Below are 14,005 nucleotides of genomic sequence, written 5' to 3' on the forward strand. Positions count from 1 at the left end.
CGTGATCGCTTCGATGGCCGGTATGTGTCGGATTTCACTGTCTTCCTGTACATGGGGCTGGCAGTGGGCGACACCAGCGACCCCGGGCGGGCCGTTCAAGTCCGGTGTGGCTGGGTGAAGGCGATGTCTCCCGGGGCTGTGAGACGACGCATTCCGGTTTGCCTGCCCGAGTGCGTTAAACTGGGGCATTGTGCGGCGCGCGGACCAGGTGGTCCCAGCCTGCCAACCCGCCGCAGGGGCCGCAGTTTGCGACGGTGCCCCTAGACGATGAAGTGCCAGCCGCCCCACGGGCCGGCGGCCATACCAAGACGGACTCATGAGCGACAAACCGCTGACCGATTTGACCTTCTCCTCCTTCGAGCTGCATCCGGCCCTGCAGGCCGGCCTTGAAGGAGCCGGATTCACCCGCTGCACCCCGATCCAGGCGCTGACCCTGCCGGTCGCGCTGCCCGGTGGTGATGTTGCCGGCCAGGCCCAGACCGGCACCGGCAAGACCCTGGCCTTCCTGGTCGCTGTCGTGAACCGCCTGCTGACCCGCCCGGCCCTGGCCGACCGCAAGCCGGAAGATCCGCGCGCGCTGATCCTTGCCCCGACCCGCGAACTGGCCATCCAGATCCACAAGGATGCGGTGAAGTTCGGTTCCGACCTGGGCCTGCGTTTCGCGCTGGTCTACGGCGGCGTGGATTACGACAAGCAGCGCGAGCTGCTGCAGCAGGGCGTGGACGTGATCATCGCCACCCCGGGCCGCCTGATCGACTACGTCAAGCAGCACAAGGTGGTTTCGCTGCACGCCTGCGAGATCTGCGTGCTGGACGAAGCCGACCGCATGTTCGATCTGGGCTTCATCAAGGACATCCGCTTCCTGCTGCGCCGCATGCCGGAACGCACCATCCGCCAGACCCTGCTGTTCAGCGCCACCCTCAGCCATCGCGTGCTGGAGCTGGCCTACGAGCACATGAACGAGCCGCAGAAGCTGGTGGTCGAAGCCGAGACCATCACCGCTGCCCGCGTGCGCCAGCGCATCTACTTCCCGGCCGACGACGAGAAGATCCCGCTGCTGCTGGGCCTGCTGTCGCGCAGCGAAGGCGCGCGCACCATGGTGTTCGTCAATACCAAGGTGTTCGTCGAGCGCGTCGCCCGTTCGCTGGAAAAGGCCGGCTACCGCGTCGGCGTGCTGTCCGGCGACGTGCCGCAGAAGAAGCGCGAGAGCCTGCTCAACCGCTTCCAGAAGGGCCAGCTGGAGATCCTGGTGGCCACCGACGTCGCCGCGCGCGGCCTGCATATCGACGGCATCAAGTACGTCTACAACTACGACCTGCCGTTCGACGCCGAAGACTACGTGCACCGCATCGGTCGTACCGCGCGCCTGGGCGAAGAGGGTGATGCGATCAGCTTCGCCTGCGAACGCTACGCCATGGGCCTGCCGGACATCGAGGCCTACATCGAGCAGAAGATCCCGTCCGAGCCGGTCACCAAGGAACTGCTGACCCCGCTGCCGCGTCCGGAACGCCCGGCCCCGGCCGCTGGCGAGGAAGGTGAGGAGAACGAGAGCGTCGGCCAGATCTTCCGTGAAGCGCGCGAAGCCCGCGCCGCCGAAGAAGAGCGTCGTGGTGGTGGTCGCAGTGGCGGCCGCTCCGGCGGTGGCCGTGGCGAGCGTCGCGACGGTGAGCGCAGCGGCGAGCGCCGTTCGCGTGGCCCGCGCAAGCCGCGCGTGGAAGGCGAGAAGGCCGCAGCTGCGCCGGCCGAAGGTGCCGAAGCCGCTGTCGCCCAGGCCCCGCGTCCGCCGCGCCCGCCGCGTGCCGAGGGTGCACCGGAAGGTGCCGTGGATGGCGAGCGCAAGCCGCGCAAGCGCCGTCGTCGTCGCCACGGCCGTCCGGTCGAGGGTGGCGAGGGCGTGCAGGCCAACGCCGGCAACGGCGCCAGCCCGGTGACCCCGGTGCAGGTGGTGGCCAAGCCGGTGCGCACGGCGGCCGATACCGGCGATTCGTTCCTGACCCGCATCGGCCGCAAGATCCGCCGGATGCTGTCCGGCAGCTGATCCGGTAGCACCCGACCGTTGGTCGGGTGGCATTGAAAGGTGTGCCGACCAACGGTCGGCACCCACCCTGGCCGGATCGGTAGCACCCGACCGTTGGTCGGGTGGCTTTAAGGGCGTGCCGACCAACGGTCGGCACCCACCGTCTCCACGATGTCGCGCCGCTCCTGCATAATCGGGGCATGAGTGTCCTGCGCTTCGACAATGTCAGCAAACAGTACGCCGGTGGCCACGAGGCGCTGATCGATGTCAGCTTCGAGGTCGCGCCGGGCGAGATGCTGTTCGTCACCGGCCATTCCGGTGCGGGCAAGAGCACCCTGCTCAAGTTGATCCACCTGGACGAGCGGCCCAGCCGCGGCGCGGTGGTGTTCGACGAGCGCAACCTGCTGAAGGTGCGCGGCGGCGACGTGCCCCGCCACCGACGCGCGGTGGGGGCGGTCTACCAGGACCACCGCCTGCTGATGGACCGCTCGATCGCCGAGAACGTGGCGCTGCCGCTGATCCTGCGCGGCACCCGCCGTGGCGACATCAACAAGCGCGTGCGCTCAGTGCTCGAGCGCATGGGCCTGGGCCATCGTGAAAAGGCGCTGCCCTCGCAGCTGTCGGCCGGTGAGCAGCAGCGCGTCGGCATCGCCCGCGCGATCGTTGGCGAGCCCAAGCTGCTGGTGGCCGATGAGCCGACCGGCAACCTCGACCCGACCCTGGCGGCGGAGATCATGGCCCTGTTCGCCGAGCTGCCCTCGCGCGGCACCAGCGTGCTGGTGGTCAGCCATGACCTGCCGCTGCTGCGCCGCATGCGCAAGCGCGTGCTGATCCTCGACCACGGCCGGCTGGTGGATGACATCTCGCCGCAGGACCTGGCGGAGTAACCGATGGCGAAGAACGAAAACAGCGAAGCCGCCGCCCCCTCGCGTGTGGGTGTCTGGTTCCAGCACCACGTGCACAGCGTGGTGTTCAGCCTGGGCCGCGCCTGCCGCAAGCCGTGGGCGACCCTGCTGACGGTGATGGTCATGGCGCTGGCACTGGCCCTGCCGCTGGGGCTGTCGATCGCGCTGGACAACCTCAAGCAGTTCGCCGGCAGCGTGCAGCAGTCGCGCGACATCAACGTGTTCCTGAAGGGCAACGTCGATGGCCCCGGCGCGCTGCGCCTGGCGGGCCAGCTGCGCGACCGCGACGACGTGGCCGAAGTGAACGTGCGTACGCCCGAGCAGGGCCTGCAGGAACTGCGCGATGCCGGCCTCGGTGAAGCGATCGACGCACTCAACGACAATCCGCTGCCCTCGCTGCTGGTGATCACCCCCGGCCAGGGCAAGGATGACGCACGCCTGGCGCGCGCGCTGGAAAGCCTGCCCGAGGCCGACCTGGTGCAGCACGATGCGCTGTGGCGCCAGCGCCTGGATGCCTGGCTGGCCTTCGGCGCGCGGCTGGTGCAGGTGCTGTCGGTACTGCTCGGCGTGGGTGCCGCGCTGGTGGTCGGCAACACGGTACGCCTGGACATCCAGGCCCGCCGCGAAGAGATCGGCGTGCTGCAGCTGCTCGGCGCCAGCGATGGCTTCATCCGCCGCCCGTTCCTGTACCTGGGCGCGTGGTACGGCCTGGGCGCTGGCGCGGTGGCGCTGGCCCTGATCGGCGCCGCCGGTGCCGCCCTGCGCATGCCGCTGGCCGAACTCTCGCGCAGCTACGGCAGCCCGTTCGTACTGCACGGCCTGGACCTGCTGCATGGCGGCCTGGTCCTGCTCGGCACGCTGCTGCTGGGTTGGCTGGGCGCCTGGCTGGTCACCGGCCACTTCCTCCGCCAGACCCGCCCGACCGACACCTGAGACCGGCATGCAACCGCAAGCGCTGAAGCACCTTGAAGGGCCCGCGACGCGGGTGATGGTGGTCGATGGTTCGAAGCTGGTGCGCAAGCTGATCGCCGACGTCCTGCAGCGTGACCTGCCCGGCGTGGAGGTGATCGGCTGCGACAGCATCGAGGATGCGCAGCAGGCGCTGGCGCAGGGCCCGGTGGACCTGGTGACGACCTCGCTGACCCTGCGCGATGGCGACGGCCTGGCGCTGGCGCGGATGGTGCGCGAAGCGGCCGGCCAGGCCTATGTGCCGGTGATCGTGGTCTCCGGCGATGCCCAGCAGCACCTGGAGCAGCGCCGCTTCACCGAATACGTCACCGACTATTTCGACAAGGCGCTGGGCCACGAGGCACTGGCGACCTTCATCCGCGGCTACGTGCAGCCGCAGACCATTCCCGGCGCCACCATCCTCTACATCGAGGACAGCCGCGTGGTGGCCGAGGCCACCAAGCGCATGCTGGAACGCCAGCAGTTGAACGTGCTGCACGTGGTCAGCGCCGAAGAAGCGTTCACCCTGCTCACCGCCGAGTCGCTGGGCCGCAGTCGCCACCGCATCGACCTGGTGCTGACCGACGTCACCCTGAAGGGCGAACTGAGCGGTCGCGACGTGGTGCAGCGCGTGCGCGTGGACTTCGGCTACGGCAAGCGCCGCCTGCCGGTGCTGGTGATGACCGGCGACGGCAATCCGCACAACCAGACCGGGCTGCTGCAGTCCGGTGCCAACGACCTGGTGCTCAAGCCGATCGAAGAACGGCTGCTGGTCACCAAGGTGCTTTTCCAGCTGCGGCTGGCCCGATTGAACGATGGACCCTTGTTGCGATGATGGATGAAGTAGCCGACACCCCGACGATCCAGCTGGAACCGAGCTGGAAGCAGCATGTCGGCGATTACCTGTTGCAGCCGCAGATGCGCGAGCTGTCCAGCTTCCTGCGTCAGCGCAAGGCCAGTGGCGCGGCGGTGTTCCCGCCCGGCCCGCAGATCTTCGCCGCGTTCGACGCCACGCCGTTCGAGCAGGTGAAGGTGGTCATCCTCGGCCAGGACCCGTACCACGGCCGTGGCCAGGCGCATGGCCTGAGTTTCTCGGTGCCGCCGGGCGTGCCGGTGCCGCCGTCGCTGCTGAACATCTACAAGGAGATCGAGAGCGATCTCGGTATCCCGCGTCCGGACCACGGCTGCCTGATCCCGTGGGCGCAGCGTGGCGTGCTGCTGCTCAATGCGGTGCTGACGGTGGAGGAGGGCAAGGCCGGTGCGCACCAGGGGGGTGGCTGGGAAGGCTTCACCGACCACGTGGTGGACGTGCTCAACCGCGAGCGCGAAGGGCTGGTGTTCATGCTCTGGGGCGCCTATGCGCAGCAGAAGGGCAAGGTCATCGATACCCGCCGCCATCGCGTGCTGAAGTCGCCGCATCCGTCGCCGCTGTCGGCCCACCGTGGCTTCCTCGGCTGCCGGCATTTCTCGATGGCCAACGAGTACCTGCAGCGCCGCAGCCAGGCCCCGATCGACTGGTCGCTGCCACCACGCTCGGCGCTCTGACCGCCGGCGGGTGACCGGGGCTGAACGCCGGGCAACGTTTCCGGGCCTGAATGGGTCCTGCGGACGGCCCGTTCAGCTCCGCTTGACCGGAATCGGCCGGTTTCCAGTAGGTAATTGCTTGAATTCCAAGGGATTGTGAATCCCGAAAAGCATGCTCGCCACTGTCATCAAATCGCGCTACGGTAGGGCTCTGTTTGGGACCAGTGTTGCATCAATGGGACGCTGGAACTTTTTCCTCCTTTAGCAGTCCAAATGCCGGACTGCTAAGATGGGTGCCTATGAGCCAGAACACCTCTACTGCCCTTGTGGCAAACAATCTCCCGATTCCCAGTGCGCTCGGTTCGCTGGACGCCTACATCGGTGCCGTGCACCAGATCCCGGTGCTGTCGGTCGATGACGAACAGGACCTGGCCCGTCGCTTCCGCGACGGCAACGATCTGGACGCCGCCCGCGAGCTGGTGCATTCGCACCTGCGCTTCGTGGTGCACGTGGCCCGCGGCTACAACGGCTACGGCCTTGCGCTGGGCGATCTGATCCAGGAAGGCAACATCGGCCTGATGAAGGCAGTCAAGCGCTTCGACCCGGACATGGGCGTGCGCCTGGTCTCCTTCGCCGTGCACTGGATCCGTGCCGAGATGCACGAGTTCATCCTGAAGAACTGGCGCATCGTGAAGGTCGCCACCACCAAGGCGCAGCGCAAGCTGTTCTTCAACCTGCGCAAGTCGAAGACGCGCCTGGGCTGGATGAACGCGGCTGAGGTGAGCGCGGTGGCCAAGGACCTGAACGTGTCCGAGCGCGAGGTCATGGAAATGGAGTCGCGCCTGTCCGGTCGCGATATCGGTTTCGATGCGCCGACCGACGAGGACAACGAGCACGCGCCGCCGTCGCCGGCCGCGTTCCTTGTCGCCAACGACGAAGACCCGTCGATGGCGTATGAGCGTGCTGACAGCGAAGACAACCAGATGCAGCTGCTGCGCGAAGGCCTGGCCGAGCTGGACGCCCGCTCGCGCGACATCATCCGCCGTCGCTGGCTGGATGCCGACAGCAAGGTGACGCTGCAGGAACTGGCTGACGAATACGGCGTGTCGGCCGAGCGCATCCGTCAGGTTGAAGCGAACGCGCTGAAGAAGATGAAGGCGCTGTTCACCGCGTAAGCGGGGTGGCGTTGAAACAATGAAAAGGCCCGGCACTGCCGGGCTTTTTCTTTTTGGTGGCGTTCTCATCCACGCATGGCGTGGCTCTACTCTGACGCCAGGGCGGTGATTGCGCCGACCGGATCATGTGTTGGATGCTGATGTTCACGCCGTACCACGCAGTGGCACGGTATGATCATGCCACGCGTCTTCCGCACACGAAGTTTCAATCGCAGCATACGCAGGACCACCCTGTCCGATGCTGCGCTGTACCGGTCGGTACGTGAAATGGAAGCGGGTCTGGTGGATGCTGATCTTGGCGGCGGAATCTTAAAGAAGCGCGTTGCCTTGCCGGGGCGAGGAAAGCGTGGGAGCGTCCGAACCATCGTCGCCACACAGCGAGGCGGGCATTGGTTCTTCCTTTTCGGCTACGAGAAGAATGAACGTGCTGCAATCACGAATGCGGAACGCGATGCGCTGCAGCTGTACGCATCGGAGTTCTTGAAAATGAGTACGGCACAGCTGAATCGTGCCGTGCAGTACGGGGATCTACAGGAGATCAGCCATGACGAAGACCCCTGAGCGACGGCGCGCGAAAAGTGCGCTTCTTGAGGCGGTGCATGATGCGGCTGTGAGTCTGCACGCACATGGCTTCATCGATAAACGTCGGTTGAGCAGCTACGAAGCGCTTTGCCTTGAGCCGGTCCCTGAATACAGCAGTGCCCAGATCCGTGCCCTGCGTGCGTCATTGCAGCTCAGTCAGCCGGTTTTTGCTGGAGTTCTCAATACCAGCGTTTCCACCGTACGCAGCTGGGAACAGGGCGAGAAGAAGCCCAGCGGACCATCACTGAAGTTGCTGAACCTGATTGATCGGAAGGGACTCGAAGCAGTCCTGTAAAGCAAAGGCCCGGTTCTGCCGGGCCTTTGCTTTTCCGAGGTGTTCAATCCACGCATGGCGTGGATCTACCCCAGCTGTGCAGTATCAGTAGAGCCACGCCATGCGTGGCTGCGGCGCCGGACCTCAGCCCTCGCGTGCGATCGCGCGCCAGCCGATGTCGTTGCGGTGGAACTCGTTGGCCCAGCTGACCTTGGCCACGCCGGCATAGGCATTGGCCTGCGCGTCGCGCACGCTGTTGCCCAGCGCCGCCACGCACAGCACGCGGCCGCCCGCACTGAGCACCTGGCCCTGCGCGTCCAGCGCGGTGCCGGCATGGAACACCTTGGCACTGGCCGGCACGTCGTCCAGGCCGGAAATCACGTCACCGGTGATCGGCGATTCCGGGTATGGCCTGGCGGCCAGCACCACGCCCAGCGACGGGCGCGCGTCCCAGTGTGCTTCCACCTGGTCCAGGCGGCCGTCGATGGCGGCTTCCACCAGCTCCACCAGGTCCGACTGCAGGCGCAGCATCACCGGCTGGGTTTCCGGATCGCCGAAGCGCACGTTGAACTCGATCACCTTCGGCGCGCCGCTGGCATCGATCATCAGGCCGGCGTAGAGGAAGCCGGTGAAGGGGATGCCATCGGCGATCATGCCCTGCACGGTGGGGTTCACCACCTCGCGCATCACTCGAGCATGCACCTCCGGGGTCACCACCGGGGCCGGCGAATAGGCGCCCATGCCGCCGGTGTTCGGGCCGGTGTCGCCGTCGCCGACGCGCTTGTGGTCCTGCGAGGTGGCCATCGGCAGCGCATGCACGCCGTCCACCATCGAAATGAAGCTGGCTTCCTCGCCGTCGAGGAATTCCTCGATCACCACGCGTGCGCCGGCATCGCCGAACGCGTTGCCCGAGAGCATGTCGCGCACCGCGTCTTCGGCCTCGGCCAGGGTCATCGCCACGATCACGCCCTTGCCGGCGGCGAGGCCATCCGCCTTGACCACGATCGGTGCGCCCTTCTCGCGCACGTAGGCCAGGGCAGCGTCCACGTCGCTGTGCACGGCGTAGAACGCGGTGGGGATGTTGTGGCGGGCCAGGAAGTCCTTGGCGTAGGCCTTGCTGCCTTCCAGCTGCGCGGCAGCGGCGGTCGGCCCGAAGATGCGCAGGCCGGCGGCGCGGAAGCGGTCGACCACGCCGGCCACCAGCGGTACTTCCGGGCCGACCACGGTCAGTGCCACGCCTTCTGCCTGGGCCAGCGCCAGCAGACCGTCGATATCGGTGACCTTGACCGCCACGTTGCGGCACTTGTCTTCGCTGGCGGTGCCGGCGTTGCCGGGCGCCACGATCACTTCAGTGACACGGGAGGACTGGGCCAGCTTCCATGCCAGGGCGTGTTCGCGGCCGCCAGAGCCGATGACAAGTACGTTCATCACGAGATTCCAGATTGCGTGGGAAGGGAAGATCGATATCCCCGGCGGCGCGCGCGGTTCACTCGCAGCCTTCGCGTCGCAGCGATTCGGGGAAGGAGTAGGCCCAGGTCTTCGGGTCCAGGGTGAAGCGGTGTTCCTGCCGGACCTGCTTGCCACCACAGGTGGTGCCGGTTTCCTCGATCAGCAATGGCCAGACGCGCGCGCTGCGGTCGCTGTCGTCGAAATGCAGGGCGAAATCGATGCTGAAGCGGCGGGTGCGGCAGTCGTTGGCGGTGTCGGGGTCGGTGCTGGCGTCGACCGTGTCGCACTCGTACTGGGCGTCATTGTCGATATGGCTGCGCACGCTGCCAGTGGCCACCAGGCCATTCGGGCCCGGCAGGATCAGCGACTGCGAGAGCAGCGAGAAGCCCTGCCCGAACCAGCCGTCCTCGACGCGGAAACCATAGAAGTCGCTGCCGGCGCGGATGATGCTGGCGGTGCCGGGCTGGCCGCCGCTGCCGAAGCGCTCGCCGGTCAGTGCGCTGGTCACTTCGAAGCCCTCGCCCTTCGGGCGCAGCACGAAGAACTCGATGGTTCCCGGGTCGATATGCGCGCCATCAACCAGCGCACCACACACGGCCAGCAGCTGTTGCCAGCTGTCACCGCTCACCACCGGTTGCTCCGCGCAGACCTGCCAGTCCATCGCATGGGTGTCGCCATCGTCGGTCCAGCTGCCGCGCCATTCACCGGAGAGCCTGGCGTTGCTGCCGTAACGCTGGACCAGGAAAGCCTGCAGCCGCGCGGTGCGGCTGACATGCTGTTCTGGTGCGGCAGGGACCACCGCCGGCGCCTCTGCCTTCGGGCCCGCGCTGGGCTCGGCAGCAGGCTTGCAGCCTGCCAGCATGGCCGCACCCGCCAGGGCGAGGGCGGCCAGCGATTTCATTGAAACTGTGGACATCCGTGTCGCTCCAGGATCAGTGGCGGAAGTGGCGCACGCCGGTGAACACCATGGCCAGGCCATGTTCGTCGGCGGCGGCGATCACTTCGGCATCGCGCATCGAACCGCCCGGCTGGATGACCGCCTTGATGCCGGCGGCAGCGGCGGCGTCGATGCCGTCGCGGAACGGGAAGAACGCGTCGGAGGCCATCACCGAGCCCTCGACCACCAGGTTCGCATCGGCGGCCTTGATGCCAGCGATGCGGGCCGAGTACACGCGGCTCATCTGGCCCGCACCGACACCGATGGTGCGGTTGTCCTTGGCGTAGACGATCGCGTTGGACTTCACGAACTTGGCCACCTTCCAGGCGAACAGCAGGTCGGTGAACTGCTTGTCGGTCGGTGCCAGCTTGCTGACCACCTTCAGTTCATCACGGGTCATGCCGCGGTTGTCCGACGACTGCAGCAGCAGGCCCGAGCCGACGCGCTTGCTGTCGAAGTTGTTCAGGCCATCGCCGTGCGGGATGCGCAGCACGCGCACGTTGGCCTTCTTCTGCGCGTATTCCAGCGCGGCCGGCTCGTAGTCCGGGGCAATCAGCACTTCGACGAACTGGCGGTCCAGGATCACCTTGGCGGTGGCCGCGTCCAGCGGTTTGTTGAAGGCGATGATGCCGCCGAAGGCGCTGGTCGGGTCGGTGGCGTAGGCCAGTTCGTAGGCATCGCCGTTGCCGGCACCGACCGCAACGCCGCACGGGTTGGCGTGCTTGACGATGACGCAGGCTGGCGCGTCGAACTGGCGCACGCACTCCCACGCCGCATCGGCATCGGCCAGGTTGTTGTAGCTCAGCTCCTTGCCCTGCAGCTGCTGGAAGGTGGCCAGCGTGCCCGGCACCGGGTACAGGTCGCGGTAGAACGCGCCGCTCTGGTGCGGGTTCTCGCCGTACCGCAGGTCCATCACCTTCACGAAGGTGGAATTCATCTGTGCCGGGTACTCGGCACGGGCCGGCACGGCGGCGTCGGTGGCGGTGACCGCCGACAGGTAGTTGCTGATCGCCGCATCGTACTGGGCGACGCGGTTGAACGCGGCCACCGAGAACGCGAAGCGGGTGGCAGCCGACAGCTGGCCGTCGTTGGCGTCCAGCGAAGCCAGCAGCTCGGCGTACTGCGACGGATCGGTAGCCACCGCCACGCGGGCGAAGTTCTTGGCCGCCGAGCGCAGCATGGCCGGGCCGCCGATGTCGATGTTCTCGACCGCGTCGGCCAGGGTGCAGTCGGCCTTGGCGGTGACCGATTCGAACGGGTACAGGTTCAGTACCAGCAGGTCGATGGCACCGATGCCGTGCTCGGCCATCACTACATCATCCAGGCCCGAACGGCCCAGCAGGCCGCCGTGCACCATCGGGTGCAGGGTCTTGACCCGGCCGTCCATCATTTCCGGGAAGCCGGTGACGTCGGCCACGTCCTTCACGGCCAGGCCCGCATCGCGGATCGCCTTGGCGGTGCCGCCGGTGGACAGCAGTTCCACGCCGCGTGCCGCCAGCGCAGTGGCCAGCTCGACCAGGCCGGTCTTGTCGGAAACGGAGAGGAGGGCCCGGCGGACGGGCAACAGATCAGCAGTCATGGGACAGAATCGGCAGCGGAGCGGGGCCGATATTGTAGGCGGTGGGGGCCGGTGGCGGGCGCCGACGGGAAAAATCGACCCGCATCGATGGCCCTGCGGCCGCCCTCAGCACAGCCTGGCCGGGGGCGGTCCGCAAGCAATTCGATGGGGCGCGCTGCCCCAATCGGGTAGGCTGTGCCGGAACTGCCAAGGATCAGCGGGTTCGGATCGTGTCGATCTATGCATTGAAAGGACGTTTTCAGGACCTGTTGCGTCCGGCCGTACGCGGTCTGTACCGCATGGGGATCACCGCCAACGCGGTGACCGTGGCCGCCGCCGTGGTCTCGCTGCTGGTGGCCGCCGCCGTCTGGTGCTGCGCGCCGGCCCAGCCCCTGCTGTACCTGCTGCTGCCGCTGTGGATGCTGCTGCGCATGGCGCTCAACGCCGTGGACGGCATGCTGGCCCGCGAGTTCGGCCAGCAGTCGCGGCTGGGCGCCTACCTGAACGAGCTGTGCGATGTGATCGCCGACGCGGCGCTGTACCTGAGCCTGCTCAGCGTGCCGGGCGTGCGTCCGGAAGTGCTGTGGCTGCTGGCCTGGACGGCGGCGCTGAGCGAGTACGCCGGGGTGCTGGGGCTGATGGTCGGTGCCAGCCGCCGCTACGACGGCCCGATGGGCAAGAGCGACCGCGCGTTCGTGATCGGTGCGCTGGGCCTGCTGCTGGCGCTTGAGTGGGGTGGCGCAATGACGGTCACTGGCGTGGCCGCGGCCATGGCGGTGCTGTGCGTGCTGACCATGATCAACCGCGTCCGTCGCGGACTGCGGGAAGCGGCGGTTTCGCCGAATTAATCAAGCAGATACAAAAAGACAATCAGGAGATTGCATGCGTCAGGCGCAGGAACGGGAATTCCACAGCTTCGACCAGGTACCGCTGTTCTACCGGTACTGGGCGGGCACCACCGCAACGCCGGCCACCAAGGCCATCGTGCTGCTGCACCGCGGCCACGAGCACTCCGGGCGTGTCACCCACCTGGTCGATGAGCTGGACCTGCCCGACACCGCCTTCTTCGCCTGGGATGCGCGCGGCAATGGCCGTTCGCCGGGTGCGCGTGGCGATGCACCAGGCTTCCCGGCGCTGGTGCGCGATCTGGACAGCTTCATCGCCCATATCGGCGCCGAGCACGGCATCGCGGTGCAGGACATCGTGGTGATCGCACAGAGCGTGGGGGCGGTGGTCGCCGCGACCTGGGTGCACGACTACGCACCACGCCTGCGCGCGCTGGTGATGGCTTCGCCGGCGTTCAAGGTGAAGCTGTACGTGCCGTTCGCGCGGCCGGGCCTGGCCTTGATGCAGAAGCTGCGTGGCAATTTCTTCGTCAACAGCTACGTCAAGCCGCAGTGGCTGACCCATGACCCGGCGCGGGTGGAGAGCTACCGCACCGATCCGTTGATCACCCGGCCGATCTCGGTGCGCGTGCTGCTGGGCCTGTACGAAGCGGCCGACCGCATCGTGGCCGATGCGCAGGCGATCAGCGTGCCGGTGCAGCTGCTGGTGTCCGGCTCCGACTTCGTCGTGCATCGTGGCCCGCAGGACCGCTTCTACGAGCGCCTGTCCAGCCCGATCAAGGAGCGCGTGCACCTGCCGGGCTTCTTCCACGACACGCTGGGCGAGCGCGATCGGGCGCCTGCGCTGGCACGCATCCGCAGTTTCATCCAGGCGCGTTTCGCCGAGCCGCTGCGCGAGCTATCACGGCGCGACGCGCACCGCCATGGGCCGACCTTCGAGGAATCGGAGATCCTGGCGTGGCCACCGGAGCGTAACAGCCTGGCCGACCTGCGCTGGCGCGTGGTACGTGGCGGCCTGCGTTTCGGCGGAGCGTTGTCCGAAGGCATCGCGCTGGGACTGCAGACCGGTTTCGATTCGGGCAGCACGCTGGACTACATCTACCGCGACGAAGCGCGTGGCAAGGGCCCGCTGGGTCGGATGGTCGACCGCAACTATCTGGATGCGATCGGTTGGCGCGGCATCCGCGTGCGTGGCCAGCACCTGCAGGAACTGCTGCGCGACGCTGCCCAGCGCCTGCGCGGGCAGGGCACGCCGGTGCGCGTGCTGGACGTGGCCGCCGGCCATGGTCGCTACGTGCTGGAAGCGCTGGGCCAGGGCGAACAGCGCGCCGAGCGCATCGTGCTGCGCGACTTCAGCGATCTGAACGTCACCCAGGGTCAGGCACTGATAGAGCGCCTGGGGGCGGCTGACATCGCCCGCTTCGAACAGGGCGATGCGTTCGATCCCGCGCAGCTGGCAGCGGTGGACCCTGCACCGACGCTGGCGGTGGTATCGGGCCTGTACGAACTGTTCCCCGACAACGATGCGGTGCTGCGTTCGCTGCAGGGCATTGCCGCGACGGTGCCGGTAGGCGGCTACCTGGCCTATACCGGCCAGCCCTGGCACCCGCAGCTGGAGTTCATCGCACGCGCATTGACCAGCCACCGGGGGGGCGCAGCGTGGGTGATGCGCCGCCGTACCCAGCAGGAAATGGACGAGCTGGTGCGCCTGGCCGGGTTCGAGAAGGTGGCGCAGCGTATCGACGACTTCGGCATCTTCACCGTGTCCCTGGCTCGCCGGACCGCGTGATG

At 67.3% G+C, this 14,005-nt stretch carries 13 protein-coding genes; 10 read left to right on the forward strand and 3 right to left on the reverse strand.

Translation table 11 applies throughout. The annotated features are described in order from the left end of the window. Nucleotides 1-316 precede the first annotated feature (316 nt). From rhlB to BKE09_RS13375, 8 genes are all read left to right on the forward strand, one after another. Nucleotides 317-2,038: an ATP-dependent RNA helicase RhlB gene (gene rhlB / locus BKE09_RS13340; RefSeq protein ID WP_075676024.1), complete on the forward strand. Its 1,722-nt coding sequence runs from the start codon at nucleotides 317-319 to the stop codon at nucleotides 2,036-2,038. 179 nt (nucleotides 2,039-2,217) lie between these two features. Further along, nucleotides 2,218-2,904 (forward strand): cell division ATP-binding protein FtsE, encoded by a 687-nt coding sequence (ftsE, locus tag BKE09_RS13345; protein ID WP_075676025.1) that lies wholly within the window; start codon nucleotides 2,218-2,220, stop codon nucleotides 2,902-2,904. A 3-nt stretch (nucleotides 2,905-2,907) separates the two neighbouring features. Continuing rightward, on the forward strand, nucleotides 2,908-3,855 hold the full coding sequence (gene ftsX, locus BKE09_RS13350; protein WP_014038703.1) for a permease-like cell division protein FtsX: 948 nt from the start codon (nucleotides 2,908-2,910) through the stop codon (nucleotides 3,853-3,855). Between the two features lie 7 nt (nucleotides 3,856-3,862). Beyond that, the gene (locus tag BKE09_RS13355) at nucleotides 3,863-4,705 is read left to right on the forward strand and encodes a response regulator (protein ID WP_049424094.1); all 843 of its coding nucleotides are present in this window, start codon (nucleotides 3,863-3,865) and stop codon (nucleotides 4,703-4,705) included. Further along, on the forward strand, nucleotides 4,702-5,415 hold the full coding sequence (gene ung / locus BKE09_RS13360) for a uracil-DNA glycosylase (RefSeq protein WP_075676026.1): 714 nt from the start codon (nucleotides 4,702-4,704) through the stop codon (nucleotides 5,413-5,415). Before BKE09_RS13355 ends, ung begins: the two co-directional genes overlap by 4 nt. A 278-nt stretch (nucleotides 5,416-5,693) precedes the next feature. After that, complete coding sequence (rpoH, locus tag BKE09_RS13365; protein ID WP_006473441.1) at nucleotides 5,694-6,569, forward strand: RNA polymerase sigma factor RpoH; 876 nt, start codon at nucleotides 5,694-5,696, stop codon at nucleotides 6,567-6,569. A gap of 171 nt (nucleotides 6,570-6,740) precedes the next feature. Next, complete coding sequence (locus tag BKE09_RS13370; RefSeq protein ID WP_083663091.1) at nucleotides 6,741-7,130, forward strand: type II toxin-antitoxin system RelE/ParE family toxin; 390 nt, start codon at nucleotides 6,741-6,743, stop codon at nucleotides 7,128-7,130. Next, on the forward strand, nucleotides 7,114-7,446 hold the full coding sequence (locus BKE09_RS13375) for a DNA-binding transcriptional regulator (RefSeq protein ID WP_014038700.1): 333 nt from the start codon (nucleotides 7,114-7,116) through the stop codon (nucleotides 7,444-7,446). Before BKE09_RS13370 ends, BKE09_RS13375 begins: the two co-directional genes overlap by 17 nt. 123 nt (nucleotides 7,447-7,569) lie before the next feature. Here the strand turns inward: BKE09_RS13375 and purD are convergent, their stop codons facing one another. Genes purD through purH form a run of 3 tightly spaced genes read right to left on the reverse strand, consistent with a single transcriptional unit; the run spans nucleotide 7,570 to nucleotide 11,390 of the window. After that, complete coding sequence (purD, locus tag BKE09_RS13380) at nucleotides 7,570-8,853, reverse strand: phosphoribosylamine--glycine ligase (protein ID WP_075676027.1); 1,284 nt, start codon at nucleotides 8,851-8,853, stop codon at nucleotides 7,570-7,572. 58 nt (nucleotides 8,854-8,911) lie between these two features. After that, nucleotides 8,912-9,790, reverse strand: coding sequence for a hypothetical protein (locus BKE09_RS13385; RefSeq protein ID WP_075676028.1), 879 nt, complete (start codon nucleotides 9,788-9,790; stop codon nucleotides 8,912-8,914). Between the two features lie 16 nt (nucleotides 9,791-9,806). Continuing rightward, nucleotides 9,807-11,390: a bifunctional phosphoribosylaminoimidazolecarboxamide formyltransferase/IMP cyclohydrolase gene (gene purH / locus BKE09_RS13390; RefSeq protein WP_075676029.1), complete on the reverse strand. Its 1,584-nt coding sequence runs from the start codon at nucleotides 11,388-11,390 to the stop codon at nucleotides 9,807-9,809. Nucleotides 11,391-11,599: 209 nt separating this feature from the next. On the opposite strand from purH, the gene BKE09_RS13395 reads away from it, so the two are divergent. Beyond that, a complete protein-coding gene (locus tag BKE09_RS13395; RefSeq protein WP_075676030.1) occupies nucleotides 11,600-12,217 on the forward strand; it encodes a CDP-alcohol phosphatidyltransferase family protein in 618 nt (205 codons plus the stop codon). 34 nt (nucleotides 12,218-12,251) lie between these two features. Further along, entirely contained in the window at nucleotides 12,252-14,003 is a 1,752-nt protein-coding gene (locus BKE09_RS13400; protein ID WP_075676031.1) for a bifunctional alpha/beta hydrolase/class I SAM-dependent methyltransferase, read from the forward strand. The last annotated feature ends 2 nt before the right edge of the window (nucleotides 14,004-14,005 follow it).

The sequence above is a fragment of the Stenotrophomonas sp. TD3 genome, assembly GCF_001939825.1.
Taxonomy (GTDB): domain Bacteria; phylum Pseudomonadota; class Gammaproteobacteria; order Xanthomonadales; family Xanthomonadaceae; genus Stenotrophomonas.

Coding starts and splice junctions, on each gene's coding strand:
- BKE09_RS13370 (WP_083663091.1), top strand. CDS start 6,741: ATGATCATGCCACGCGTCTTCCGCACACGAAGTTTCAATCGCAGCATA.
- BKE09_RS13385 (WP_075676028.1), bottom strand. CDS start 9,790: ATGTCCACAGTTTCAATGAAATCGCTGGCCGCCCTCGCCCTGGCGGGT.
- rhlB (WP_075676024.1), top strand. CDS start 317: ATGAGCGACAAACCGCTGACCGATTTGACCTTCTCCTCCTTCGAGCTG.
- ftsE (WP_075676025.1), top strand. CDS start 2,218: ATGAGTGTCCTGCGCTTCGACAATGTCAGCAAACAGTACGCCGGTGGC.
- BKE09_RS13400 (WP_075676031.1), top strand. CDS start 12,252: ATGCGTCAGGCGCAGGAACGGGAATTCCACAGCTTCGACCAGGTACCG.
- purD (WP_075676027.1), bottom strand. CDS start 8,853: ATGAACGTACTTGTCATCGGCTCTGGCGGCCGCGAACACGCCCTGGCA.
- BKE09_RS13355 (WP_049424094.1), top strand. CDS start 3,863: ATGCAACCGCAAGCGCTGAAGCACCTTGAAGGGCCCGCGACGCGGGTG.
- ung (WP_075676026.1), top strand. CDS start 4,702: ATGATGGATGAAGTAGCCGACACCCCGACGATCCAGCTGGAACCGAGC.
- rpoH (WP_006473441.1), top strand. CDS start 5,694: ATGAGCCAGAACACCTCTACTGCCCTTGTGGCAAACAATCTCCCGATT.
- ftsX (WP_014038703.1), top strand. CDS start 2,908: ATGGCGAAGAACGAAAACAGCGAAGCCGCCGCCCCCTCGCGTGTGGGT.
- BKE09_RS13375 (WP_014038700.1), top strand. CDS start 7,114: ATGACGAAGACCCCTGAGCGACGGCGCGCGAAAAGTGCGCTTCTTGAG.
- purH (WP_075676029.1), bottom strand. CDS start 11,390: ATGACTGCTGATCTGTTGCCCGTCCGCCGGGCCCTCCTCTCCGTTTCC.